Source organism: Amycolatopsis eburnea, assembly GCF_003937945.1.
GTDB lineage: Bacteria > Actinomycetota > Actinomycetes > Mycobacteriales > Pseudonocardiaceae > Amycolatopsis > Amycolatopsis eburnea.
This window is the reverse complement of the sequence record NZ_RSEC01000032.1, coordinates 436,747-459,820: the sequence shown is the minus strand read 5'-3', so window position 1 is coordinate 459,820 and position 23,074 is coordinate 436,747. Positions and strand designations below refer to the sequence as shown.

The 23,074-nt window shown below is 72.0% G+C and carries 26 protein-coding genes; 12 read left to right on the top strand and 14 right to left on the bottom strand.

Features of this window, described 5'->3' with window-relative positions:
- Both EIY87_RS10065 and EIY87_RS10060 read left to right on the top strand, forming a co-directional pair.
- Positions 1-588: a chromosomal replication initiator protein DnaA gene (locus EIY87_RS10065; RefSeq protein WP_125307385.1), complete on the top strand. Its 588-nt coding sequence runs from the start codon at positions 1-3 to the stop codon at positions 586-588.
- Positions 589-3,900, top strand: coding sequence for an error-prone DNA polymerase (locus EIY87_RS10060; RefSeq protein ID WP_125307384.1), 3,312 nt, complete (start codon positions 589-591; stop codon positions 3,898-3,900). It abuts the gene before it with no gap.
- On the opposite strand, the gene EIY87_RS10055 is transcribed toward EIY87_RS10060, so the two are convergent.
- From EIY87_RS10055 to EIY87_RS10045, 3 genes are read right to left on the bottom strand one after another with little or no spacing between them, the layout of a single operon-like run.
- Positions 3,872-4,621 (bottom strand): class I SAM-dependent DNA methyltransferase, encoded by a 750-nt coding sequence (locus tag EIY87_RS10055; RefSeq protein WP_125307383.1) that lies wholly within the window; start codon positions 4,619-4,621, stop codon positions 3,872-3,874. The two genes, EIY87_RS10060 and EIY87_RS10055, sit on opposite strands and share 29 nt — an antisense overlap.
- Positions 4,622-4,638: 17 nt before the next feature.
- Complete coding sequence (locus EIY87_RS10050) at positions 4,639-5,058, bottom strand: acyl-CoA thioesterase (RefSeq protein WP_125307382.1); 420 nt, start codon at positions 5,056-5,058, stop codon at positions 4,639-4,641.
- On the bottom strand, positions 5,024-5,860 hold the full coding sequence (locus EIY87_RS10045) for a helix-turn-helix domain-containing protein (RefSeq protein WP_125307381.1): 837 nt from the start codon (positions 5,858-5,860) through the stop codon (positions 5,024-5,026). Before EIY87_RS10045 ends, EIY87_RS10050 begins: the two co-directional genes overlap by 35 nt.
- 76 nt (positions 5,861-5,936) lie before the next feature.
- Between EIY87_RS10045 and EIY87_RS10040 the strand changes: the two genes are divergently transcribed.
- Together EIY87_RS10040 and EIY87_RS10035 are read left to right on the top strand one after the other, a co-directional pair.
- The gene (locus EIY87_RS10040; RefSeq protein WP_125307380.1) at positions 5,937-6,404 is read left to right on the top strand and encodes a VOC family protein; all 468 of its coding nucleotides are present in this window, start codon (positions 5,937-5,939) and stop codon (positions 6,402-6,404) included.
- Positions 6,405-6,432: 28 nt separating this feature from the next.
- Positions 6,433-7,020 carry a pentapeptide repeat-containing protein gene (locus EIY87_RS10035; protein WP_125307379.1) on the top strand — a complete coding sequence of 196 codons (588 nt, stop codon included), beginning with the start codon at positions 6,433-6,435 and terminating at the stop codon, positions 7,018-7,020.
- 46 nt (positions 7,021-7,066) lie between these two features.
- On the opposite strand, the gene EIY87_RS10030 is transcribed toward EIY87_RS10035, so the two are convergent.
- Positions 7,067-10,147 (bottom strand): glycohydrolase toxin TNT-related protein, encoded by a 3,081-nt coding sequence (locus EIY87_RS10030; protein WP_125307378.1) that lies wholly within the window; start codon positions 10,145-10,147, stop codon positions 7,067-7,069.
- Between the two features lie 187 nt (positions 10,148-10,334).
- Here EIY87_RS10030 and EIY87_RS10025 point away from each other — a divergent pair, with 187 nt between their 5' ends.
- Together EIY87_RS10025 and EIY87_RS10020 are read left to right on the top strand one after the other, a co-directional pair.
- Positions 10,335-11,192, top strand: coding sequence for a bifunctional methylenetetrahydrofolate dehydrogenase/methenyltetrahydrofolate cyclohydrolase (locus EIY87_RS10025; RefSeq protein WP_125307377.1), 858 nt, complete (start codon positions 10,335-10,337; stop codon positions 11,190-11,192).
- Positions 11,189-11,512: a DUF3017 domain-containing protein gene (locus tag EIY87_RS10020; RefSeq protein WP_125307376.1), complete on the top strand. Its 324-nt coding sequence runs from the start codon at positions 11,189-11,191 to the stop codon at positions 11,510-11,512. The genes EIY87_RS10025 and EIY87_RS10020 overlap by 4 nt, the downstream gene beginning before the upstream one ends.
- A gap of 49 nt (positions 11,513-11,561) precedes the next feature.
- On the opposite strand, the gene EIY87_RS10015 is transcribed toward EIY87_RS10020, so the two are convergent.
- Together EIY87_RS10015 and EIY87_RS10010 are read right to left on the bottom strand one after the other, a co-directional pair.
- A complete protein-coding gene (locus tag EIY87_RS10015; protein ID WP_125307375.1) occupies positions 11,562-12,743 on the bottom strand; it encodes an MFS transporter in 1,182 nt (393 codons plus the stop codon).
- Between the two features lie 183 nt (positions 12,744-12,926).
- On the bottom strand, positions 12,927-13,250 hold the full coding sequence (locus EIY87_RS10010) for an ArsR/SmtB family transcription factor (RefSeq protein ID WP_125307374.1): 324 nt from the start codon (positions 13,248-13,250) through the stop codon (positions 12,927-12,929).
- A 109-nt stretch (positions 13,251-13,359) separates the two neighbouring features.
- Here EIY87_RS10010 and EIY87_RS10005 point away from each other — a divergent pair, with 109 nt between their 5' ends.
- Positions 13,360-14,526 carry an MFS transporter gene (locus EIY87_RS10005; RefSeq protein ID WP_125307373.1) on the top strand — a complete coding sequence of 389 codons (1,167 nt, stop codon included), beginning with the start codon at positions 13,360-13,362 and terminating at the stop codon, positions 14,524-14,526.
- On the opposite strand, the gene EIY87_RS10000 is transcribed toward EIY87_RS10005, so the two are convergent.
- Positions 14,523-14,711 (bottom strand): DUF1918 domain-containing protein, encoded by a 189-nt coding sequence (locus EIY87_RS10000; protein ID WP_086858096.1) that lies wholly within the window; start codon positions 14,709-14,711, stop codon positions 14,523-14,525. The genes EIY87_RS10005 and EIY87_RS10000 overlap by 4 nt on opposite strands.
- A 113-nt stretch (positions 14,712-14,824) precedes the next feature.
- Between EIY87_RS10000 and EIY87_RS09995 the strand changes: the two genes are divergently transcribed.
- Entirely contained in the window at positions 14,825-15,343 is a 519-nt protein-coding gene (locus EIY87_RS09995) for a TrmH family RNA methyltransferase (RefSeq protein ID WP_225439800.1), read from the top strand.
- 1 nt (position 15,344) lies between these two features.
- A complete protein-coding gene (locus EIY87_RS09990) occupies positions 15,345-15,893 on the top strand; it encodes a hypothetical protein (protein WP_125307372.1) in 549 nt (182 codons plus the stop codon).
- Positions 15,894-15,901: 8 nt separating this feature from the next.
- Here EIY87_RS09990 and EIY87_RS09985 read toward each other — a convergent pair whose 3' ends face one another.
- The 3 genes from EIY87_RS09985 to EIY87_RS09975 form a co-directional block, all read right to left on the bottom strand.
- On the bottom strand, positions 15,902-16,915 hold the full coding sequence (locus EIY87_RS09985) for an EcsC family protein (RefSeq protein ID WP_225439799.1): 1,014 nt from the start codon (positions 16,913-16,915) through the stop codon (positions 15,902-15,904).
- 62 nt (positions 16,916-16,977) lie between these two features.
- Positions 16,978-17,559 (bottom strand): HhH-GPD-type base excision DNA repair protein, encoded by a 582-nt coding sequence (locus EIY87_RS09980; RefSeq protein ID WP_125307371.1) that lies wholly within the window; start codon positions 17,557-17,559, stop codon positions 16,978-16,980.
- Between the two features lie 31 nt (positions 17,560-17,590).
- Positions 17,591-18,367 (bottom strand): AraC family transcriptional regulator, encoded by a 777-nt coding sequence (locus EIY87_RS09975; RefSeq protein ID WP_125307370.1) that lies wholly within the window; start codon positions 18,365-18,367, stop codon positions 17,591-17,593.
- 50 nt (positions 18,368-18,417) lie between these two features.
- Here EIY87_RS09975 and EIY87_RS09970 point away from each other — a divergent pair, with 50 nt between their 5' ends.
- Positions 18,418-18,831, top strand: a complete 414-nt coding sequence (locus EIY87_RS09970; RefSeq protein WP_125307369.1) for a DUF2000 domain-containing protein — start codon at positions 18,418-18,420, stop codon at positions 18,829-18,831.
- A gap of 142 nt (positions 18,832-18,973) precedes the next feature.
- Here EIY87_RS09970 and EIY87_RS09965 read toward each other — a convergent pair whose 3' ends face one another.
- From EIY87_RS09965 to EIY87_RS09955, 3 genes are read right to left on the bottom strand one after another with little or no spacing between them, the layout of a single operon-like run.
- Complete coding sequence (locus EIY87_RS09965) at positions 18,974-19,591, bottom strand: class I SAM-dependent methyltransferase (protein ID WP_125307368.1); 618 nt, start codon at positions 19,589-19,591, stop codon at positions 18,974-18,976.
- 9 nt (positions 19,592-19,600) lie between these two features.
- Entirely contained in the window at positions 19,601-19,981 is a 381-nt protein-coding gene (locus EIY87_RS09960; RefSeq protein ID WP_125307367.1) for a DUF2203 domain-containing protein, read from the bottom strand.
- Between the two features lie 25 nt (positions 19,982-20,006).
- Positions 20,007-20,516, bottom strand: a complete 510-nt coding sequence (locus tag EIY87_RS09955; RefSeq protein WP_125307366.1) for a hypothetical protein — start codon at positions 20,514-20,516, stop codon at positions 20,007-20,009.
- Positions 20,517-20,773: 257 nt separating this feature from the next.
- On the opposite strand from EIY87_RS09955, the gene EIY87_RS09950 reads away from it, so the two are divergent.
- Positions 20,774-21,997 carry an NADP-dependent isocitrate dehydrogenase gene (locus tag EIY87_RS09950; RefSeq protein WP_003064245.1) on the top strand — a complete coding sequence of 408 codons (1,224 nt, stop codon included), beginning with the start codon at positions 20,774-20,776 and terminating at the stop codon, positions 21,995-21,997.
- A gap of 182 nt (positions 21,998-22,179) precedes the next feature.
- Positions 22,180-22,476 (top strand): SH3 domain-containing protein, encoded by a 297-nt coding sequence (locus EIY87_RS09945; protein ID WP_125307365.1) that lies wholly within the window; start codon positions 22,180-22,182, stop codon positions 22,474-22,476.
- A 15-nt stretch (positions 22,477-22,491) separates the two neighbouring features.
- On the opposite strand, the gene EIY87_RS09940 is transcribed toward EIY87_RS09945, so the two are convergent.
- A complete protein-coding gene (locus tag EIY87_RS09940; RefSeq protein WP_125307364.1) occupies positions 22,492-23,040 on the bottom strand; it encodes a permease in 549 nt (182 codons plus the stop codon).
- Positions 23,041-23,074: the final 34 nt, after the last annotated feature.

Below are 23,074 nucleotides of genomic sequence, written 5' to 3'. Positions count from 1 at the left end.
ATGGACGAGAACTACGCACGACGCCTGCGCGACTGGCTGCGAGCCGAACCGGAAACCGCCGAGCCCCGATGGCTCCGCGAGATCCCGGCCCCCGCCCCGGAGGAACCCCGCGACCACCCCCGACCGGACACCTGGTCGGTCCGCGGCCAGCTACCACAGACGGACGACGGCCAGCTGGCGGTGGTCATCCCGCTGCCCCGCCCGTCGGGGGAGAACGGCTGCCGCCTGAGCGGCCCGGCCCGCCGAACCCGCCGCGGGCAGGCCAACTCGCCAACCGCCATGAGCGAGGCGGAGGTCCGCAGCCGCCGCAATCACCCGTCCAACGCCGGTCGCGACGATCCCGCCGGACCCTTGAGCGAGGCCGAGGCTCGCAGTCGCCGCAACCACCCTTCGAACGCCGGCCGCGGCGAACCCGCCATCCCGATGAGCGAGGCCGAGGCCGATCAGCACCGCCGCGACCAAGCTGCCAACTCACCAACCCCCATGAGCGAAGCCGAAGCCCGCAGCCGCTGGAACCACCCGTCCAACTGGCACCGCCGACGCCGCGCCGCCGAAAACCCGCACCGGGAAGACCCCGGGAGCCGCTGAATGGGCTGGAACAACCCACCCGTCCGCTGGAAGGACCTCGCCCGCACCCTCGCCGGCGATCTCCCGCCCGGCGACCACGGTGACAGCCCCGCCTGGAGCCGCCACCGCGAGAGCTACCAGCGCCCCGAAGACCTCCCCGCTCGCGGCGCCGACGACGGTGGCGAAGCCGTCCGCGTGCCCTACGCCGAACTGCACTGCCACTCCAACTTCAGCTTCCTCGACGGCGCCAGTCACCCCGAAGAGCTGGTCGAGGAAGCCGCGCGCCTCCAGCTCGACGCCATCGCCCTCACCGATCACGACGGGATGTACGGCGTCGTCCGCTTCGCCGAAGCCGCGCGTGAGCTGGGCGTCAACACCGTCTTCGGCACCGAGCTCAGCTTCGGGCTGCGGAACCCGCAAAACGGCGTCCCCGATCCCGAAGGCGAGCACCTCCTCCTGCTCGCCCGCGGCGACCAGGGCTACCGCGCCCTGTGCCGCGCCATCACCGCCGGGCAGATCCACTCCGACGCCGAGAAGGGCAAGCCGATCTACGACCTCGGTGCGGTCGCCGAGGAGGTCGCCGGGCAGTGCGTCGTGCTGACCGGGTGCCGCAAAGGGGCGGTGCGCTCGGCGCTCGTCACGCACGGCCCGGCGGCCGCCGCCGAGCAGCTGCGGATCCTCGTCGACCGGTTCGGCCGCGACCACGTCTACGTCGAGCTCACCGACCACCGGCAGCCCCTGGACAGCACCCACAACGACGTCCTCAGCGGGCTGGCGGAGGAGCTCGGCCTGCCGACCGTCGCCACCACCGCCGCGCACTACGCCCGTCCCGAGCGGGCGCCGCTGGCCGACGCGCTCGCCGCCATCCGCGCGCGGCGCGGCATCGACGAGCTCGAAGGCTGGCTGCCCGCCGCCGGGACGGCGTTCCTGCGCAGCGGTGCCGAAATGGACGTCCTGTTCCGGCGCTACCCCGGCGCGGTGCGGCGAAGTGCGTTGCTGGGCATGGAATGCGCGTTCCCGCTCAAGCTGCTCGCCCCGGAGCTGCCGCCCTTCGACGTCCCCGGCGACCACACCGAAACGACGTACCTGCGCGAGCTGACCTGGAAAGGCGCGGAGGAGCGCTTCGGCGGCAAGCCCCACGAAGAAAAGGCGAAAACCCAGATCAAGCACGAACTGGAGATCATCGAAGAGCTCGGCTTCCCCGGGTACTTCCTGATCGTCTGGGACATCGTGCGGTTCTGCCGCGACAACAAGATCCTCTGCCAGGGCCGCGGCTCGGCGGCGAACTCGGCCGTCTGCTACGCGCTCGGCATCACGAAGGTCGACTCCGTCGCCTACGAACTCCTCTTCGAGCGCTTCCTCGCGCCGGACCGCGACGGCTACCCCGACATCGACCTCGACATCGAGTCCGACCGCCGCGAGGAGGCCATCCAGTACGTCTTCGGCAAGCACGGCCGCCTCCGCACCGCCCAGGTCGCGAACGTGATCACCTACCGCGCCCGGTCGGCGGTCCGCGACGCGGCACGCGCGCTGGGCTACTCGCCGGGGCAGCAGGACGCCTGGAGCAAGCAGATCGACCGCTGGGGATCGCTGCGCAGCACCGAAAAGGACCACGACCACGACATCCCGGACGAGGTCGTGCAGCTGGCCTTCGCGCTCGAGGACTTCCCGCGCCACCTCGGCATCCACTCCGGCGGGATGGTGATGTGCCAGGAGCCGGTGAGCCAGGTCGTGCCGGTCGAGTGGGCGCGGATGGCCGACCGCAGCGTCATCCAATGGGAGAAGGAGGACTGCGCCGCCGCCGGGCTGGTCAAGTTCGACCTGCTCGGCCTCGGCATGCTCTCCGCGCTGCACTACATGATCGACCTGGTCCGCGACTACAAGGACGAAGAGCTCGACCTCGCCGAGCTGGACCTCGCCGACGGGAACGTCTACGAAATGCTCTGCCGCGCCGACGCGATCGGCGTCTTCCAGGTCGAAAGCCGCGCGCAGCTGGCGACCTTGCCGCGCCTGCAACCCCGGGAGTTCTACGACCTCGCCGTCGAGGTCGCGCTGATCCGGCCCGGTCCGATCCAGGGCGGCTCGGTGCACCCGTACATCCGCCGCAAGCAGGGGCGCGAGGAGTGGAGCTACGACCACCCGCTGCTGGAGAAGGCACTGCACAAGACCAAGGGCGTGCCGCTGTTCCAGGAGCAGATGATGCAGATCGCGCTCGACGTCGCGAACTTCACCGCGGCGGAGGCCGACCAGCTGCGGCACGCGATGGGGTCGAAGCGCTCGGACCGCAAGATGGACCGGCTGCGGCAGCGGTTCCTCGAAGGCGCCGCCGCGAACGGCGTCGACGACGAGCTCGCCCAGAAGATCTTCTTGAAGCTCAAGGCGTTCGCGAACTTCGGCTTCCCGGAGAGCCACGCGCTGAGCTTCGCGCACCTGGTGTTTTCCAGCGCCTACTTCAAGTTCTACCACCCGGACGCGTTCCTGGCGGGCCTGCTGCGCGCGCAGCCGATGGGGTTCTACTCACCGCAGTCGCTGGTCGCCGACGCGCGGCGCCACGGCGTCACCGTGCACGGCCCGGACATCAACCGCAGCCTGCCGCACGCGACGCTGGAACCCTTGCCGGGCGGGGGTAAGCTGCACGCGGTGCGCACCGGGTTGAGCACCGTGCGGAAGATCGGCGAAGACGTCGCGAAGCGGATCACGGCCGAGCGCCAGGAGAACGGCGACTACCGCGACCTGGCCGACGTCGCGCGCCGCGTCCGGCTGACCACCCCGCAGATCGAGGCACTGGCCACGGCCGGCGCGTTCGCCGGCTTCGGCGGTGACCGCCGCCAGGCGCTGTGGACCGCGGGCGCGGTCGCCGGCGAACGGCCGGAGAAGCTGCCCGGCCTGGTCGGCACGCGGGCGCCGGTGCTGCCGGGCATGGACGGCCTCGACCTCGCGGCGGCCGACGTCTGGGCGACGGGCGTGTCCCCGGACAGCTACCCGACCGAGTTCATCCGCGACCACCTCGACGAACTCGGCGTCGTCCCGGCGAGCGGCCTGGCCGCCCTCGACAACGGCGCCCGCGTCCTGATCGGCGGCGCGGTGACCCACCGCCAGCGCCCGGCGACCGCGGCCGGCGTCACCTTCCTCAACATCGAGGACGAAACGGGGATGGTGAACGTGATCTGCACGCTCGGCCTCTGGCAGCGCTACCACCGCGTGGCGCGCAGCAGCCCGGCCCTGCTGATCCGCGGCGTGGTGGAGAAGGCCGACGGCGTGGTGAGCGTCCTCGCCGACCGCGTCGAGCCGCTGCAGATGCGGATCAAGGCGAAGTCCCGCGACTTCCGGTGAGCGGCCGCCGCACGAGGGTGATGATCTCCGGACCGGCCGGGCGGCGGTCCCAGTAGCCGTACTGCTCGTCGACGACCAGCCCCGCGTCGGCGACGAACTCGCCCAGCGCGGCGACGTCGAGGAACCGCAACGTGCTTTCGCTGTACCGCGGCGCGTCCCAGCTCGGGCTTTCGTACGTCGTCGTGAAGCTGACGTAGCCGTCCTCGAACGGTCCCGCGTCGTTCCACGACCGGACGGTGGTCCCGTCGGCCGTGACCACTTCGGACACGTGGGCCGGCGTCCACCGCTCCCAGCCGCGCGCCGCCGGGTCGCGGGTGTCGAAGCCGAATCGGCCACCGGGCTTCAGCGCGCGCCGGATCGCCGCGAAGGCCGTGCGCAGCTCGTCGTCGGTCAGCAGGACCTGGAACGCGTGGCCGGTCATCACGGCGAAGTCGAACTCGCCGTCCCACGCCACGGTCGACAAATCGCCCAGCACCCACTCGACGTCGTCGCGACGGCGGGCTTGCGCGAGCATCCCCTCGGCCGGGTCGAGGCCGACGAGGCGCCCCCGGTGCCCGGATTCGCGCGCCAGGTGCAGCAGGGAACCGGTGCCGCAGCCGACGTCCAGCACCGACTCCGCGGCCATGATCATCGGCAGGTAGAAGTCGTAGTCGCCGGAGCGCGGGTTCATCGCGTCGTACAGCGCGGCCAAGCCGGCATCGGCGAAGTGCTGGTCGGGCATGCCCGCCAACCTAGCGCTCAAGCCAGCCCCAGCAGGTCCGGTCGCGCGGCCAGCTCCCGCCAGTGCGCCGCCGGGTCGCTCACCAGCCGACGGCGGTCGAGGTCCAGCAGGCCCGACACCGATGTCACCGAAGCCACCAGAGTGCCGTCCGGGACGTGGAACTCCTGTGTCACCCGTGAGGTTTTCCCCGTGCCCCAATGGAACGAACAGCTGACCGTCACTTCGCCGCCCGGGACGAGCTCGTGGTGGAAGCGCACCGTCGTCTCCAGGTTGACCGGGCCGATCCGGCGCGCGGCCAGCTCCGCCAGGTCGATGCCCGCCGCCTGCACGCACGACCAGCGCGCGTGGTCGGCGTACGCCAGGTAAGCCGGGCCGCGGACGTGGCCGTTGGCGTCGATGTCGTCACAGCGCACGGGGATCGTCACCTGGAAAGCCATGCCCCGGATCCTGGCCCGGCGACGCGGCGGCCGTCCGGAACTTTTCGGCCACCCGGACGAGCGCCGCGGGCGAAGAGCCCGACAGGCGGCGGCAGTCGCGGCCGAGGTGGGACTGGTCGGCGTACCCGAGGTCGGCCGCGACGCCCGCCAGCGACGTCCGCCGGGCCACCAGGGGTTCGAGCCGGCGCAGGAAGTGCTGGAACCGCCGGATCCGGTGCACCTGCTTCGGCCCGGCGCCGACCGCGTGGGTCAGGTGGCGCCGCAAAGCGCGTTCGCTCACGCCCACCTCGTCGGCGACGTCGGCGGCCCGCGCCGAAGGACGCCCGAGCGCGTCGATCGCGGCGAGCAGCCGGCGATCCGGCGTCACGCCCCGGCCGGCGACGAGCGCCTCGAGGATTTCCCGCTGCGCCAACGGATCGGCCGTGGCCGCGAGGGCGTCTTCGGCACGCCTGGCCACCGCGCCCCAGAGGTCGGTCAGCCGGGTCGCGCCCGCGGGCAGCTCCGGCATCGGCGTGCCCAGGACCGCCGCCGCGGCGCCGCAGCGCAGCCGGACGCCGACGCGAGTTTCCGCCGCCGGGAGCCACAACCGCAGCGGGGCCCCGACGGTGACGACCACCGTGAGCGCGTCGCCGTCCCAGACCAGGTCCGCGCAGCCGTCCGGGAGGACGCGCAGCGGCCGCGCCCAGCCGGTGCGCCCGTGCCACCCGCAGGCCAGCACGTCGGCGAGCGCGGGCGGCGGGGCGACTTCGCGGTAGACCGACCGTGCCCCGGCCACCGCCAGCGGCCGCAGGGGAACTCCCATGGTTCCCAGTATGCAGCGGCCAGGAACTGGCCTAATTCACGAATAGCGTGGCCGGCACCCGACCGAGGAGGAAACCATGGCCAGCCCCGTTCCCGCCGGCTACACGACCGTCACCCCGTGGATCATCGGCCACGACACCGCCGCGCTGCTCGACTTCCTGAAGCGCGCCTTCGACGCCGAGGAGCTCGGCCGGGTCGTCGGCGACGACGGGAAGATCGGGCACGCCGAGGTCCGCATCGGCGACGCCGTCGTGATGGCGTTCGACGCACCCGACGGCTGGGCCGAAACCCCGGCCTTCCTGCGGCTCTACGTGCCCGACAGCGAGGAAACCCAGCGCCGCGCGATCGCCGCGGGCGCCACCGAGGTGACGCGCCAGACGGTGCTGTTCTTCGGCGATCGCGTCGGCCGCGTCCGCGACCCGTTCGGCAACCTGTGGTGGATCCAGACCCGGCTCGAGGACCTCGACGAAGCCGAGCTGGCCCGCCGCGCCCAGCTGCCGGAGTACATCGAAGCGATGGCGTACGTCCAGGGTGCGAAGCTCTGACGGCGCGAGCGTGTGAAACCCTGGGCCCGTGCTGGAAACCGGGGAGGACTACCGCGAAGCGGTGTTGTCGGGGCAGTGGTGGGAAAAGCGCCGGTTCGCCGGCTGCGACTTCACCGGGGCGGACCTCAGCGGGCTGCGGACCCGCGGCTGCACCTTCGACGACTGCGTGTTCAGCCGGGCCGACCTTTCGCGGTCGCGCCACGACGCGTCCGCGTTCCGTTCGTGCACCTTCGAGCGGACGGTGCTCGCCGAAAGCCGCTGGACGTCGTGCTCGCTGCTGGGGACGGCGTTCACCGACAGCGGGTTCGCCGGGATCGCGCTGACCGAATGCGACCTCTCGCTGACGTCGCTCGCGAAGGCGCGGTTGCGCAAGCTGGGCCTGTCGGGGCTGCGGCTGCGGGAGGCCAACCTGACCGACGCCGACCTCTCGGGCGCCGACCTCCGGGGCAGCGACCTCACCGGCGCGCGGCTGCACGGCGCGAAGTTCGAGGGTGCCGACCTGCGCGGCGCGCGGCTCGACGCGAACGCCCTCGTGCAGGCGAACCTGCGGGGCGCCGAGGTCGACGTCGAGACGGCGCTCGCCTTCGCCGCCGCCCACGGGCTCGTCATCCGCTGAACGCACGGGAACCGGCGGCCGAAGCCGCCGGTTCCCGGGGTGAACGTCAGTCGACCGGTGGCTCGCCCGGGTCGAGTTCGATCAGGTCGCCCTCGGCGAGCAGTTCCTCGATCGACGCCGGCAGCAGGTACGCCGACCCGCCGCCGGGCTGGTTGAACCACGGGATCGCGACGCCGGCGAGCGTCTCCAGCGGCCGCTGGACGCGGTAGACGTGGTACGGGCGGTTGACCCACTCCGGCACCAGCGACCGCTCCGCGAACGGCGTGCCCGCCGCGTACGTCAGGTTGCCGGTCGGGCCGCCGAAGCGGTCCAGCTCGCTGCCCGCGGGCAGCTCGCGCAGTTCCTTGCCGCGGAACAGCGTCAGCGGCGGCTCGCCCGCCATCGGCCCGATCGGCCACTGCTGCTGGCCACCGCCACCCCCGCCGTTGACGGCCGGGCGAGCGGGTTCCGGACGCGGCGGCACCGGCGGCGCGGCCGGCGGGACACCCGGCGGCACCGGGGCCAGCACGGTCGGCGCCGACGGCGGTTCACGCCGCGGCGGGGCGGGCGGCGGCGCGACCTGCTGCTGCGCCATCGGCGGCGGCCCGGCCGGGACCGGCGCGGGCGGGGCCGGCTGGCGCGGCGGGGCGGGCGGCTCGTCGTCTTCGAGGTCGCCGAACAGCTCTTCGGCGCTGGTGAACGCCGTCTGCTCCTGCGGCGGCACCGGGTCGGGCTTGCGCACGGGGTACGAGCCGGTCGCGACCTCGGGCGACACCGTCGCGACGACCCGCTGCGGCGCCGGTTCCGGCTCGGGCTCGGGTTCGGGCTCCGGCGCGGGCGGCTCCTCGGCAGGCACGTGGCCCTCCGGGTTGAGCAGCAGCTTGCCGAGCATGAACGCGGCCGCGTCTTCGGCGTCGCCGAACACCGCGGGGTTGCTGAGCTTGCCGTCGTACCAGCCGACGCGCCAGCCGTCGTCGACCTCTTCGACGCTCCAGCCGTGCTCGGCGGGCTCGCCCAGCTTGTAGCCGCTTTCGGGCACGTCGAGCTCGTCGAGCTTGGCCTGCAGCCCGGCGAGCACCGGGTGGTCCGGCGTCTCCCGGCGCAGCGCCCGGCGGCCCGACCGCGGCGGTTCCGCCTGAGCGGCGGGCTGGGGAGCGGGCGGCTCCGGCACCGGCAGGACGCCGGGAACCTCGGGCTGGGTGATCATGGTCGGCGGGCCCGGGTCGAACGCGGGCTGCTCCTCCCGCCGCGGCGGCTGACCGGGCTGGAAGGAGTGGGCGGCCTCGTCGTCGTGCCGTCGGCCGGGCTCGTCGTCGTGCCGGGCCTGTCCGGATTGGAAGGAGTGGGCGGCTTCGTCGTCGTGCCGTCGGCCGGGCTCGTCGTCGTGCCGGGGCTGTCCGGGCGTGAAGGAGTGGGCGGCCTCGTCGTCGTGCCGGGTCTGCCCGGGCTGCAAGGAGTGCGCGGCCTCGTCGTCCTGCCGTCGCCCGGGCTCGTCCTCGTGCCGGGGCTGTCCGGGCTGGAACGAGTGCGCGGCCTCGTCCTCGTGCCGGGCCTGCCCGGGCTGGAAGGCGTGGGCGGCCTCGTCGTGACGCGGCTGGTCCTCGTCGTGGGGCTGGAACGGGGACTCCTGGAAGCCGTGCGCGGCTTCCTCGTCGTGGCCGGGCTGGAACGGCGGCTCTTCCTCGTGCCGCGCCTGGGCCGGCGTGAAGGCGTGCGAGTCGTCGTGCCGCGCCTGGAAGCCCGCGGGCTCGTCCTCGCGGTGCGGTTGGCCGGGTGCGAAGGCGTGCGAGTCGTCGTCGTGCCGAGCCTGGCCCGGCGCGAAGCCCGCGGGCTCGTCCTGCCGCGGCGGCTGGAAGGCGGCGTGCGCCTCCTCGTCGTGCCGGGCCGCCTGACCTGAGTCGAACGCGTGCCCTGCCTCGTCCTCGTCGTGCCCGATCGGCTGGTCGGGCACGTACTCCGCGGTCTCGTCGAGGCCGGGGACCCGGCCCGGCTCCGGCGACGAGCCGTTCGCGCCGGCGGCGTGCGCGGCCTGCTGGTCGTACCCGTCGTCCTCGGCGAAGCGGTCGTCGAACTCCTGGTCGTCGTAGCCGTCTTCGGCGTACTCGTGCTCCTCGGCCGGGGCTTCCGCCGCCACGGGCGCGGGCGGGGGCTCCGCCGGCGCGGCCGGCTGCGGCGGGACGACCGGCGGAACGACGGCGGTGGGCGGCGGGCCCGCGGGAGCCTGCTGCGGCGGCGGGCCCTGGTGCGGCGGCGGCCCGGCCGGTCGCGGCGGGGGCGGCGGCTGGTTCCCCCGCGTGAGGTAACCCGCGGCCGCCTGCAACGTCGGCTCGTCGACCGGCGGCAGCTTGAACCCGACCGCGCGGACGTGCTCGACGAGGTCCGGTTCGGGCGAAACGCCGTACTTGTGCAAGTAGAAGTTGACGGCGGCGGGCCAGATCCACTGGCCGTCGCTGTGGAACGCGACCGGGACGGTGGCCTCCGGCGTCGCGGCCAGCCGGTCGATGTCGTACCCGCGTTCGGGTACCACCAGCGGCGCGCGCTCGAGGTACTCCAGGAGCCGGTCCTGCTCGTCGACCTCGAGGTCGGGCCGGTTGATGACCGGACGGCCGGCCGGGCCGACGGTGTCGAAGATCCGGGCGATCCGGAAGTGCGGCCCCGGCTGCTCCGGGCCGAGCCCGGACATCCGCCGGATCAGCCACTCGGGCACGTTGTCCTCGGTGCGCGGGAACATCCGCAGCTCGTCGGAGTAGGCCTGCGGCGGCGGCGCGAGGTTCCACACGGGTTCGTCGCGGTTGTACTCGAGGTTGTAGCTCGACGGGTGGTCGAGCTGGTAGCGCGCGTTGAACCAGGTGCCGCGGCCGTCGCGGTACATGCCGCCGCGCAGCCTGCCGAAGAGCGTGGCGATGTCGTGGGTGGCGAGCCACTCGTGGACCGTCCCGTCTTCGGTGACGATCTCGCCGGTCAGCTCGTGGTACCTGCCGACGGCTCGGTACTCCGCGGTGACCTTGCGCCAGTCGCGCGGGGCGGCACGCAGCAGGGCAAGTCCGATCTGCTTGACCAGGGTGTCCTGCTCGGTCGCGTTCAGCTGCGTCGTCGGTTGTGCCACGGGGACATTTTGACTGTTCGCGCGCGCGTGTGCACCCCGCATGTGGGTTTTGCCGCTCCGCGACCCGGCGGCACCCGGCCTGACCTCGTGTGATGCGAAGTGCGGTAGATCACAGCTTGATCGCGGTGAGCGTCGCGAATGGACCGTGTGGGGTAGCGGCCAGTCTACGGGCAGCGACCACCCGCGCCTGGAAGCGACGCGCGGGGGTCGCTTTGCCAGAATGGGCACCGTGACGGCGAAGATTCTCGACGGCAAAGCCACCAAGAACGCCATTTTCGCGGAGCTCGAACCCCGCGTCGCGGCGCTGGCCGCGAAGGGGGTGACGCCGGGCCTGGGCACCGTCCTGGTCGGCGACGACCCGGGGTCGCACTCGTACGTGCGGATGAAGCACGCCGACAGCGGCAAGATCGGGATCAACTCGATCCGCCGCGACCTGCCGGCGGACATCACCCAGGAGAAGCTCGAAGCCGTCATCGACGAGCTGAACGCCGACCCGGCGTGCCACGGCTACATCGTCCAGCTGCCGCTGCCGAAGCACCTCGACGCGAACCGCGTGCTGGAGCGGATCGACCCGGAGAAGGACGCCGACGGCCTCGCGCCGGTCAGCCTCGGCCGGCTCGTGCTGGGCCAGCAGGGCGCGCTGCCGTGCACGCCGTACGGGATCATCGAGCTGCTCAAGCGCCACGGCGTCGAGCTGAACGGCGCGCGCGTGACCGTGGTCGGCCGCGGCATCACCGTCGGCCGCACGCTGGGCCTGCTGCTGACCCGCCGCAGCGAGAACGCCACCGTCACCCTGTGCCACACCGGCACCCGCGACCTCGCCGCCGAGGTCCGCCGCGCCGACGTCGTGGTCGCCGCGGCCGGCGTGCCCGGGATCATCACGGCGGACATGGTCGCGCCGGGCGCCGCGGTGCTCGACGTCGGCGTGTCCCACGTGGACGGCAAGCTCACCGGCGATGTTCACCCGGACGTGTACGACGTGGCCGGCTGGGTCTCGCCGAACCCCGGCGGGGTCGGCCCGATGACCCGGGCGATGCTCGTCAGCAACGTCGTCGAAGCGGCGGAGCGCTCGCTCCTGGGCCGATGACGATGACCGAAGACCGGCGGGACGTCGGCGACCGCCGGGGCGCGCAAGCCCGGTTCACGCAGCTGCCGTTCGCGCTGGTGCTGCTGGTGGCCGCCGTCGCCGCGCTGCGGATCGTCCAGTACCACTGGCGGGAGGGCGCGGCGCTGATCGGCGTCGCGCTCCTCCTCGCCGGGGTGCTGCGGGCGGTGCTCCCGGCCGCCAGGGCGGGCCTGCTGGCGATCCGGGGCCGGGTCGTCGACGTCGTCACCTACACCGGTCTCGCGGCAGCGGTGCTCTACGTGGCGTTGACGATCATCGGCGGCCCGTTCGCCTCCTCCTGAACGCCGAAAGCGGCACTTTCACGTGAAAGTGACGCTTTCGGAACTGTAGTCAGGACGCCAGGGCGAGTTCGCGGCGTTCGGCCCTGGCTTCACGCCGGTCGAGGCCGCCGGAGACCACCGCGAGCGAGAGCCCGAACACCGCCAGCAGCGCGCCGACCCAGTTGGGCGCGACCAGGCCGAGCCCGCCCGCGATGACCAACCCGCCGAGGTACGCCCCGATCGAGTTGGCGATGTTGAACGCGGACTGGACGGCGGCCGACACCAGGGACGGGGTGCCGCCCGCCTTCTCCATGATCCGCGCCTGCATCATCGGGCCGATCATGAACCCGGCGACGCCGACGAAGAAGATCGTGATCGCCGCGCCGACCTTGCCCTGCGCCGTGATCGTGAAGATCCCGAGCACGCAGGCCAGCGCCAGCAGCGCCGCGTACAGGCCCGGCATCAGCGCGCGGTCGGCCAGGCGGCCGCCGGCCAGGTTGCCGATCGTCATGCCGACGCCGGCCAGTGACAGCAGCAGCGTGACGTTCGACGGCGAGTAGCCGGCGACGTCGGTCAGCATCGGCGTGATGTAGGACAGGCACGCGAACACGCCGCCGAGGCCGAACGTGACGATCGCCAGTGCGAGGTGCACCTGCGGCCGCTTGAACGCACCCAGCTCACCCCGCAGCGACGCGTCGGCGGGCTTGCCCTGGTGCGGCACCAGTTTCGCGATCGCGGCGACGGCGACCAGCCCGATCACGGCGACGACGCCGAAGGTGGCGCGCCAGCCGACCTGCTGGCCGAGCAGCGTGCCGAGCGGCACGCCGATGACGTTCGCCAGGGTCAGGCCGAGGAACATCATCGACACGGCCTTCGCGCGCTGGCCGGGGCCGACCAGGCTCGACGCGACGACCGCGCCGGCGCCGAAGAACGCGCCGTGCGGCAGGCCGGCGAGGAACCGGAACGCGACGCCGAACTCCTGGTTGGGGGAGAGCGCGAAGAGGGCGTTGCCCAGCGTGAACAGGCCCATCATGGCCAGCAGCATGGTCTTGCGCGGCAGCCGGACGGCGGCCGCGGTGAGCAGCGGGGCGCCGATGACGACGCCGAGGGCGTAACCGGAGATGAGGTAGCCGGCGGTCGGGATGTCGACGCCGAAGTCGGCGGCCGCCTGGGGCAGCACGCCCATCATGACGAACTCGGTGGTCCCGATGCCGAAAGCTCCGATGGCGAGCGCGAGCAGCGCGACGGGCACGGCACTCCTTCCAAGGTGGGAAATCGATTACTCAGCCGATCTCTGGATCGGTTCAGTACGGGGGCAAAAAGAAAGACAGCCGTTCGGCCCCAGCGCCGTGAGCTGCCTACGGACAGTCCAACAAGGGAAGGGGGTCGTTGTCATCCCGATATCGGGTGACGATCCACACCGTAACGCCGGTGATCAGCGCGGCGCGGCCAGCACCCCGTCGAGCAGGCCCGGGAACAGGGCGTTCAGGTCGTTGCGGCGCAACGAGTTGTACCGGGTCGTGCCTTCCTGGCGGCCGGCCACGACGCCGGCCTGGCGCAGGATGCTCAGGTGGTGGGTGATTGTGGACTTGGTCACTGGCACGGTCAGCCCGCCGCACGCGATCTCGTGGTCCGCGGCCGCGAGCTGGCGGACGATGTCCAGGCGCACCGGGTCGGCCAGCGCGCGGAGCACGCCTTCGACGGTGATCTCGTCCCGTTCGGGGTGGACGATCGGCGGCAGCGCGGCGGTCTTGGCCATGGGTCCCATTGTACGACGGCTGTCGAAATTGCGGCAGCCGCGTAGTACGGTGACTGTCGAACTACGACGTTCGTCGAACCAATCCTGCTTCGCTTGGGGGCCTCCGCCCATGTCCACACCCACGTCCCCGAGGATCTCGGTCCTCGCTTTCGGCGCGTTCGGCGTCGGGACCAGCGGCTACATCGTCGCCGGGCTGCTGCCCGCGCTGACCGGCGAGCTGCACGTCTCGGCCACGGCCGCCGCCCAGCTCGTGACGGCCTTCGCCATCGCGTACGCGATCGGGTCGCCGATCTTCGCCGCCGCCACCGGCACCTGGGAACGCCGCACGCTGCTGGTCGCCGCCCTCGCCGTCACCGGCGCCGGCAACCTCTTCGCGGCGCTCGCGCCCGGCTACGGCTCCCTCCTGGTGGCCCGGGTGGTGACCGCGATCGGCGCCGCGGTGTTCACGCCGGCCGCGAGCGCGGTGGCGGCCGAGCTGACCGCGCCCGAACGCCGGGGCCGCGCCGTCGCGCTGGTGTTCGGCGGCCTCACGGTCGCGCTCATCTTCGGCGTCCCGCTGGGCAGCCTGATCTCGCAGCACCTCGGCTACCGGACGGCGTTCGCGCTGGTCGCGGCGTTCTCGCTGGCGAGCGCGCTGGCCGTGCGGCTCGCGTTGCCCGCCGTCGCCGCGCCCCCGAAGGTGCGCCTCGCCGAGCGGTTCGCCGCGGGCCGCGACCCGCGTGTGCTCGTCATGCTGGCGGTCACGGTCCTCGGCTGCCTCGCCGCGTTCATGGTCTACACGTTCGTGTCGCCGCTGCTGGCCGCGACCGCGGGCGTCCACGGCACGACCGTCACGGTGCTGCTCTTCTGCTACGGCGTCGGCGGCGCGGTCGGCAACTTCGCCGCCGGCCGGGCGACCGACCGCTGGGGTTCGCGCACGCCGCTGCTGGTCGTGACGGCCGTGCTCACCGTGGTGCTGGCGTTGCTGCCGGTCACGACGACGACGCCGATCGCGGCGGGTGCCGCGTTGTTCGTGTGGGGCGTCGCGACCTGGTCGTTCAGCCCGCCGGTGCAGCACCGCCTGATCGAGCTGTCCCCGGGCCACGCCGGCCTGGTGCTCTCGCTCAACGCGTCCGCGATCTACCTCGGCGTCGGCTTGTCCGGCATCGCCGGCGGCGCGGTCCTGACCTCGGGCGGCCCGCTGCTGCTGCCCGAGGTCGCGGCCGCGCTCACCCTCGTCGCCCTGCTGCTCGTGGGCGCGGCGTGGGGGCGCGTCCGCGAGCCGGTGCCCGCTTAGTCGGCGCGGGCCTGGACTTCGCAGTCGGGCCCGGGGTAGACGAGCGCCTCGTGCCCGTCGGCGAACCGGACCAGGTAGGGCGGCGCGCCGTCGGGCCCGCGGACTTCGAGGATCTCGCCGTGCTGCTCGGCCGACCCGACCGTCCGGCCGTGCACCTGGATTTCGTCTCCCACTCCTGCGTGCATGGGGCTTCACCTCCGCATCCAGGGTAGGAGCGAAATCCGGTGCCCGGTCCCGGCGAACGGGTTAGGCTCGGTGGTGTGATCAGCGAATTCGGAGGCGCCGCGCCTCGGCGCCGGTGAGCCCCTCGGTCCGGGTCCGCACGCCGGGCGAGCTGCGGAAGACCCGGCGGCGCAAGGCCCATCCCTGCTGGGGCCACCTGGTGGCCGCCCCGCTCTGGCCGATGCACGGCGCGAACCTCGGCACGCTGCTGCGCACGTGCGACGCGGTCGGCGCGTGCCTGGCCGTCCCGCGCTTCCCGTGGGTCCCGGAGGCCCTGCGCCGCGGCAACACGTTGCGGCGCCCGGCCTGCGTGCACTGGGTGCACGACCCACCGGGCTGGCTCGAGCGCGAACGGGCGGCCGGTACCCGGGTGGTCGGCGTCGAGCTGGCCGAGGAAGCCGTGCGGCTGGCGGACCTGCCGATGGCCCGCGGCCGCACGATCGCCGTGCTGGGCCACGAGGGAACCGGGATCCCGCCGGAGGTCCTGGACCTGCTCGACACCGTGGTCGAGATCCCGATGGTCGGCACCGGCGCGAGCCTCAACGTCGCCGTGGCGGGCAGCCTGGTGCTCTACAAACTGGCGGGACTGGTGTGAGATGAGTCTGGAGTGGACAGTCGCGGAAAACGCGTCGTGGTGCGATCTGGTCTGGCCGGGCCAGTTCCGCCCGCGCGCGTGGACCAGCGCGACCCGCACCCCGGAGTACTACCCGGACGCGGTGACCCTGAGCCCCGACGCCACGGCCGCCGACGTCCTCCCGTTCATCGACGGCTCCGCGGGCTGCTCGGTGAAGGACAGCTTCGCGACCCTGGACCTGCCGGGCTTCTCGGTGCTGTTCGAAGCGACGTGGCTCGCGTGCGGCCCGGGCGTCCCCGAGCCGGGCTGGCAGCGGGCCGCGTCACCGCTGGGCCCGACGGTGGCGGTCCTGACCCACGGCGAGAACGAGGTGGTCGCCCACCGCGGCGAGGGAGTGGTGGGACTGTCCAACTTCTCGGGCTCGGCGGCGGCTTGGCCGGGAGCGGTGGCGGCGGTGGCGTCGGCTTTCCCGGGCGTCCCGGTGGTCGGCTACGAACACGGCGACGCTCTTCGGGTGGCCCTGGATCACGGCGCGCAGCCGCTGGGCCCGCTGCGGATCCTCGTCCGCTAGCCGGTGCGCTACAGCGGCTCAGGGGAGACGTCGTCGTCCCGGTTCGCCGTCAACGCGGCCGGCAAGGGCAAGCCGTACTTGTCACACAGGAATCGGGTCCGGCAGTACCGCTGCGCGTCGGCGGCCACGCTGCCCAGAATCGCGGCGTTCATACCCGCGCCGATGAGGACGCCGATGACTGGTATGACCTTGGCGACGTCCTTGACTGCAACTCTGGAGCCGGCCGGGCCCAGATGCTGCATCAACTTCTCGACGGCGGCCAGGAGGCGATGGTCCGCGCGGAGCTTGGCCGACCACTTGATCCGCCCCTTGACCGCGCCCGCCGCCCGTGCGGTCTCGCGCAACGGCTCGACCTTCGTCGCCTGCGCCAGGAAGGATCGCCGCACCAGGCGTTCGATGAAGATCTGCTCGGCCGGGTCCTTGGCGTCGTACCCGTAGGAATAAGCGGTGCGCGAGGCGATCGACACGCTCAGAACCTGGACGACGAGAATGTCGGCTGTCATCGCCAACGGGATCCCGGCGACGGGGACCATCGCCAGCAGACCCATCGTGCCGCCCTCGAACGCGCCGGCGGTCCGCCACTTCAGGTTGTTGCGCGCCAGGAGCCGATCGCAGGCTTTGAGATCTTGTTGCCGCAACTCGGTGAAGCTGCCGATTTCCAGGCCACGCTTGTGAGCGAGCTTTTCGAGACTTTTCGGATCGTTGAGTTCCCCGGCCCAGGCGTTGACCAGTTCCAGCAGTTTTATCGCGGCTTCAAGCACCGGCCGCACGGCGGCACCGGCCACCGCGTCGCCCGCGTGGCGGATCGGTTGCTTGACAACCTCCGGTACCGCGTCCGCAGCGCGGCTCACGGTGTTTCGCGTGACCTCACCGGTGCGCTCGAGCGCGGCGCTCGCCCAGTTCGGCAGGGCGCGGCGGTTGTTGCGGCGCTGCCAGTGCTCGTTGAGCGTGTCCCATGCCTGTCTCTCGTACGGGCTCATGGCGCCAACGCCGTCGCCGGGTGGGCCGGAATGCGTGCTCAACCAGGGCTCCCCATCTGGACCGTGACCACTCGGGCCGTGCTCGCACTACTTGTCGGCCGGCTTCAACCGGCTTTCGCGGCTGCTTTGGCGGCCTTCTTGAACGCCCGCACCTCGGCCAGGGTCTCGGCACTGGTGACGTCGGCGATCGACCGGCGCGAGCCGCGGTCGCCGTACGCCCCGGCCGCCTCGCGCCAGCCCTTCGGGGTGACGCCGCGCTGCTTGCCCAGCAGGGCCAGGAAGATCTTGGCCTTCTGCTCCCCGAACCCGGGCAGCGCCCGCAGGCGCTTGAGCACCTCGGGCCCGTCGGGCTTCGGCCGCCCGTCGAGCCAGATGCCCTCGGTGCGGCCGTCGTAGTGCTCGATGATGTGCTCCGCGAGCGCGTGCACGCGGCGGGCCATCGAACCGCCGTACCGGTGGATGGCCGGCGGCACCACGCACATCTCGACGAACGTCTCGACATCCGTCGCTGCGATCTTCGCCAGCGAGAACCCGTCCATCCGGTCGGCGATCTTCCGCGGGCCGGCGAACGCGTGCTCCATCGGGTACTGCTGGTCCAGGAGCATCCCGACGAGCAGGGCGAACGGGTCTTCGTTGAGCAGCTTGTCGCCCGCCGGGTCGCCGGTGAGGTGCAGTTCGCGCAGCATGCCCGTCATCTTGACACAGCAGGCGGACAGGTCAACGAGCCTTCGCGTACCGCGACGGCGTCGTCCCCAGGTACCGCTTGAAGTGCCGCGTCAAGTGAGCCTGGTCGGCGAACCCCGCGGCCGCGGCCACCTCCGCGGCCGGAGCGCCGTCGAGCAGCAGCCGCCGGGCGCGGTCGACGCGGCGGCCGGTCAGGTACCGGTGCGGCGGCAGCCCGAACCGCGCGCCGAAGCAGCGCACGAGGTACGCCGGGTGCGCGCCGAGCGTCTCGCCGGCTTCGGCGAGCGTCAGCGCTTCGGGCAGCTTCGCGTCGAGGAGGTCCCGCAGGTCCTCCGCCAGCCCGCGCTTCGGTTCCGAAGCGACCGGCTGCCCCAGGTGCGTCCGCAACCGGTCGGCCACCAGCACCAGCCTGCTCTCCGCCTCCAGCGCGTCGCCGGGGTGGGCGAGGGACTCGTGCAGCTGGTGGATGCGGGTGCGCAGCAGGCCGTCGGCGAGGCTCGGCCGGTCCACGGCGGCGCCGATCAGGTCGTCGCCGAGCACCGACGCGTCCAGGTACAGCACGCGCTTGCGGAAGCCGTGGCTGGTCGCGGCGCGCCCGTCGTGGGCGACGTTCGGCGGCAGCAGCGTCACGGCCGTCCCGAGCGCGCCGTGGTGGTGGCGGTCGAGGTCGTAGCGGATGACGCCGTCGTCGACGATCAGCAGCGTCCACGTGTCGTGCGTGTGGAGCGGGTAGGCGTGCGTCGTGAAGCGGGCGTGGAAGACCTCGGCGATCCCCGGGACCGCCGGCCGCCAGGCTTCGACGTGCGCCATGTCAAGAACGTACAAGACGCGCGGGTGGCCGCCGGGCGAGTCTTCCGGGCATGAGTTCCTTCGACACGAAGATCGCCGTCCTGCTCCGCGACGACCTGGCGTCCTGGCAGCGGCTGAACGTCACCGCGTTCCTGGTGAGCGGAATCGCCCACGTGACGCCGGAGCTGATGGGCGAGCCCTACGCGGACGCCGACGGCACGGAGTACCTCCCGATGTTCGGCCAGCCGGTGCTGGTGTTCTCGGGCACCGCGGCCGTCCTGACCACCGCGCACGCGCGGGCGCTGAGCCGCGGCCTGCGGTTCTCGATCTTCACCGACGAGCTGTTCCACACCGGCAACGACGCCGACAACCGGGCCGCGGTGCGCGCGGTGCCGGGGGAGAAGCTGGCGCTGGCCGGGCTCGCCGTGCACGGCCCGAAGAACGCCGTCGACAAGATCCTCAAGGGCGCTTCCCTGCACCGCTGAGGAGAAATCCACTCGTGCGGCGACGACTACGCGGACTTCACCATCGACCGCCTCGACGAGACCGGCATCGACGTGACGTTCGTGCAGCGCTGCCGGTCCCGGCGCTGGAGGGACCAGCCGCCGGGATCGGCTGGCATGCCCGTCACGGAGCCGTCGCGTGCACCAGGAACACGCTCCGCACCCGATCCCCGCCCTCGACGGTGAACGTCCGCGCCGAAGCGTCCACGAACCCGGCCGACGTCGCCAGCGCCGCGGCGCCGGCCTCGTCGGTCGGGAACGACAGGTCACGGGGCACGAAGTCCGCGAACCGGCCCGACGGCTTGAACCGCGCCCCCGAAACGACCGAGAACGCCAGCCGCCCGCCCGGCCGGAGCACGCGCAGCCAGTCCGCGAACGCGACCGCGCCGAGGAAGTGCAGCGAGGACGCGCACAGCACGACGTCGGCCGAGCCGTCCGCCGCCGGCATCGGGACCGCGGGCGCGACCTGCCACGTGATCACCTCGGACGGGTCCAGCGTGGCCGCCTTCGCCGTGGCCCGGGCCAGCATCGCCGGCGACAAGTCGACAGCCAGCACCCGAGCCGGCTTCAGCCGCAACGCCGCGTACGCCGCGAAGCCGGTCCCGGTGGCGACGTCGAGAACCAGCTCCGGTGCGTCGGGCAGCGGCGCCACCAGCGCCTCGGCCACGGAAGCGTGCCAGGGGTCTTCGTCGTAGTGCTCGGCCGTGCTGTCGAAGAGGGCTGCCCTCGAGTCGTGGTCCACGGACCCAACCTAGCCGGGCCCACCAGCGGTTTTCAGCGGACGACGGCCGGCGAACCCCAGGTCGGTGCGGTGGTACCAGCCCAGCTCGCGATCACCCTCGAGCCAGCACAGCAGCACGTCGGTGCCGTCGAGCTCGGCCGGGAAGTCGACCAGCAGCGGCGCGAACCCCTTGAGCTCGGCGCCGGTGCGCTGCACCGTCGTCATGAGGTCGTCGAGGCGCGCCTGCGCGGCCTTCCACTCCGGCAGCCCGCCCAGCTCGGTGGCCCGGCCGCCCGGGCGCAGCGACGCCGCGAGCTCGGCCGCGTCGGCGCGGACGCGCACCAGTTCGTCGAGGACCGGCCGCAGCCGCGCCAGTTCGTCACGTGCTTCCGCGACGGTGAACAGTCCCATCCGCCGATTTTGCCACCGGCGGGGTTCAGCTCTCGCGGCGCCGCCGCACCAGCGCGTTGGCCAGTCCGCTGCCGACCAGCAGGAAGCCCACGCCGAGCAGCCCGCCGATGAAGAGGAAGTCCATGACGCCGTACGCGATGTCGCTCTTCGGCATCAGGTTGACCAGCCGGAACCCCCACTCCGGCACCGCCATCGCGGCGACGCCGGGCAGCACGCCGTAGATCAGCCCGCCCAGGATCGGGCCGACCGCGGACAGCGCGCCGAGCGCGGCGACGACCAGCAGCAGGATCGCCCCGCCGGCCAGCAGCGCGATGCCGAGCGCGTCGCGGTTGGTGCTGAGGGTGGCTTGGATCAGCTGCTGCTGGCGCAGCCCGCCCCAGCTCAGCAGCCCGAGGGCCACCGGTGTGAGCACGAGCCCGCCCAGCGCGCTGACGACGTGCGCGCCACCTCGGCGCGGCCGTTCGTCGCGAACGTCGGTGCTGTCTTCGTAGTCTTCGTAATCGTCTTCGTAGTCGGCGTACCGATGGGTCGACATGGCCGTCACCTCCCGCATGATGAGTTCACGGGTGGCATCGTGCCTTGGTTCACCCCGGAACGCGACGCTCGCTCGGCGAGCGGTCGGCTGAGCCGAGCGGTCGGCCCCGGCCCCGTGAGCTGCGCCACAACGCGCGGGTGGAGACTTGATACCGGCCACTACTGGAACCATCCAGCTCGGTCAAGCAGTACGCTTGTACCGCTACCGGCGAGACTTAAAGAAGAACGCGAAGATCCGCGGAAGGAGCACCGCTGCTCATGGCCAAGATCAAGGTCCAGGGCACCGTCGTCGAACTCGACGGCGATGAGATGACCCGCATCATCTGGCAGTTCATCAAGGACAAGCTGATCCACCCGTACCTGGACGTGAACCTGGACTACTACGACCTGGGTATCGAGGAGCGGGACCGCACCGACGACCAGGTCACGGTCGACTCCGCGAACGCGATCAAGAAGCACGGCGTGGGCGTCAAGTGCGCCACGATCACCCCGGACGAGGCCCGCGTCGAAGAGTTCGGCCTCAAGAAGATGTGGCTGTCCCCGAACGGGACGATCCGCAACATCCTCGGCGGCGTGATCTTCCGCGAGCCGATCGTCATCCAGAACATCCCGCGGCTGGTGCCGACGTGGACGAAGCCGATCATCATCGGCCGCCACGCCCACGGTGACCAGTACAAGGCCACCAACTTCAAGGTGCCGGGCCCGGGCAAGCTGACCGTCAGCTACACCCCGGACGACGGCTCCGAGCCGATGGAGTTCCAGGTCGCGCAGTTCCCCGAGGGCGGCGGCGTCGCCATGGGGATGTACAACTTCAAGAAGTCGATCGAGGACTTCGCGCGCGCGTCGCTGCAGTACGGCCTCGACCGCGGCCTGCCGGTCTACCTCTCCACCAAGAACACCATCCTCAAGGCCTACGACGGCCAGTTCAAGGACGTGTTCGAGGAGATCTTCCAGAACGAGTTCAAGGCCGACTTCGACGCCAAGGGCATCTCCTACGAGCACCGCCTGATCGACGACATGGTCGCCGCGGCGATGAAGTGGGAGGGCGGCTACGTCTGGGCGTGCAAGAACTACGACGGTGACGTCCAGTCCGACACGGTCGCGCAGGGCTTCGGCTCGCTCGGCCTGATGACGTCGGTGCTGCGCACGCCGGACGGCCGGACCGTCGAGGCCGAGGCCGCGCACGGCACGGTCACCCGGCACTACCGCCAGCACCAGCAGGGCAAGCCGACGTCGACCAACCCGATCGCGTCGATCTACGCCTGGACCCGCGGCCTCGAGCACCGCGGCAAGCTGGACGGCAACCAGGAGCTGATCGGCTTCGCGAACAAGCTGGAGCAGGTCGTCGTCGAGACCGTCGAGAGCGGCCAGATGACGAAGGACCTCGCGCTGCTCATCAGCAAGGACCAGCCGTGGCAGACGACCGAGGAGTTCCTCGCGACGCTGGACGACAACCTGGCGAAGAAGATCGCCCAGGGCTGAGTTCTCCCCGCGAAGAAGCCCCCTTCCCGATTCGTCGGGAAGGGGGCTTCTTCGTGTACAGCGCGTCACCGTGGAGTGGCTCCACTGGCGCCTCCGGGTGGTTGCTGCGTACGGCGCTGTCGGTGCGGGTAAAGGATTGCCTACCCTTGGCGGAGGACGGGGCTCGCTGGTTGGAGGAAGGCATGTCGAAGAAGACTCTGATCATCTTGGGCGCCATCGTCCTGGTCGTCTTCGTGTACGCCATGAACACGGGGAAGCAGGCTTCGGGCGCTTCGGCGACCGGGTGCAAGGTGACCGTGACCGCGGACGTCCTGAACGCCCGCGAGACGGCGGACGGCAACGCCAAGATCGTCGGCAAGTACCTGCGCGACGCCCAGTTCGACGCCTTGCCGGGCGTGCAGAACGGCTTCCGGAAGGTGGCCGACGACAAGTGGGTGGCGGCCGCTTTCACCCAGCCTGTCGAGGGCTCCACCTGCTGATCCTTCGCTGATCCTTCAGACGCCGAGCAGGTCGGCCGCGAGGGTGGCGACACCGAACGCCGCGGCCGAGAGGCCCAGCGTGCGAGCGCGCTTCGGATCGCGTTTCGCCGCTGCGCGCCAGTAGAGGCCGATGCCGATCGCCAGCATCAGCAGCTCGACGACGGCCGAGACGGCGGGCAGCCGCCAGAGGCCGAAGCCGAGCGTGGGCAGGTCACCGGCGTTGCCGGGCAGGATCGGCAGGTCGGCGCGATGCACGACGAGGTCGAGCAGCCAGTGGGAGAACACGACGCCGCCGAGGATCAGCCCGGCTTCGCGGCCGAGCTTGATGGCCGCGACGCCGCCGAAGAGCGCGGCGAGCACGAGCGCGCTGACGAGCGAGTGCGTGTAGTCGGCGTGGATGACGCCGCCGCCGTAGCCCTCGCCGTCGACCGTCTCGATGCCGCTCAGGTAGAGCGGCACGAACACGACGTCGAGCCAGGCGGTGGCGAGCATGAGCGTCCAGACGGGGATGGCCGGCCGGCCCGCCTTGACGGCGGCGGCCAGTCCGAAGTGGCCGGCGATCATCTGCGGGCCTCCGTCCACGGGAAGCGGGCGTCGA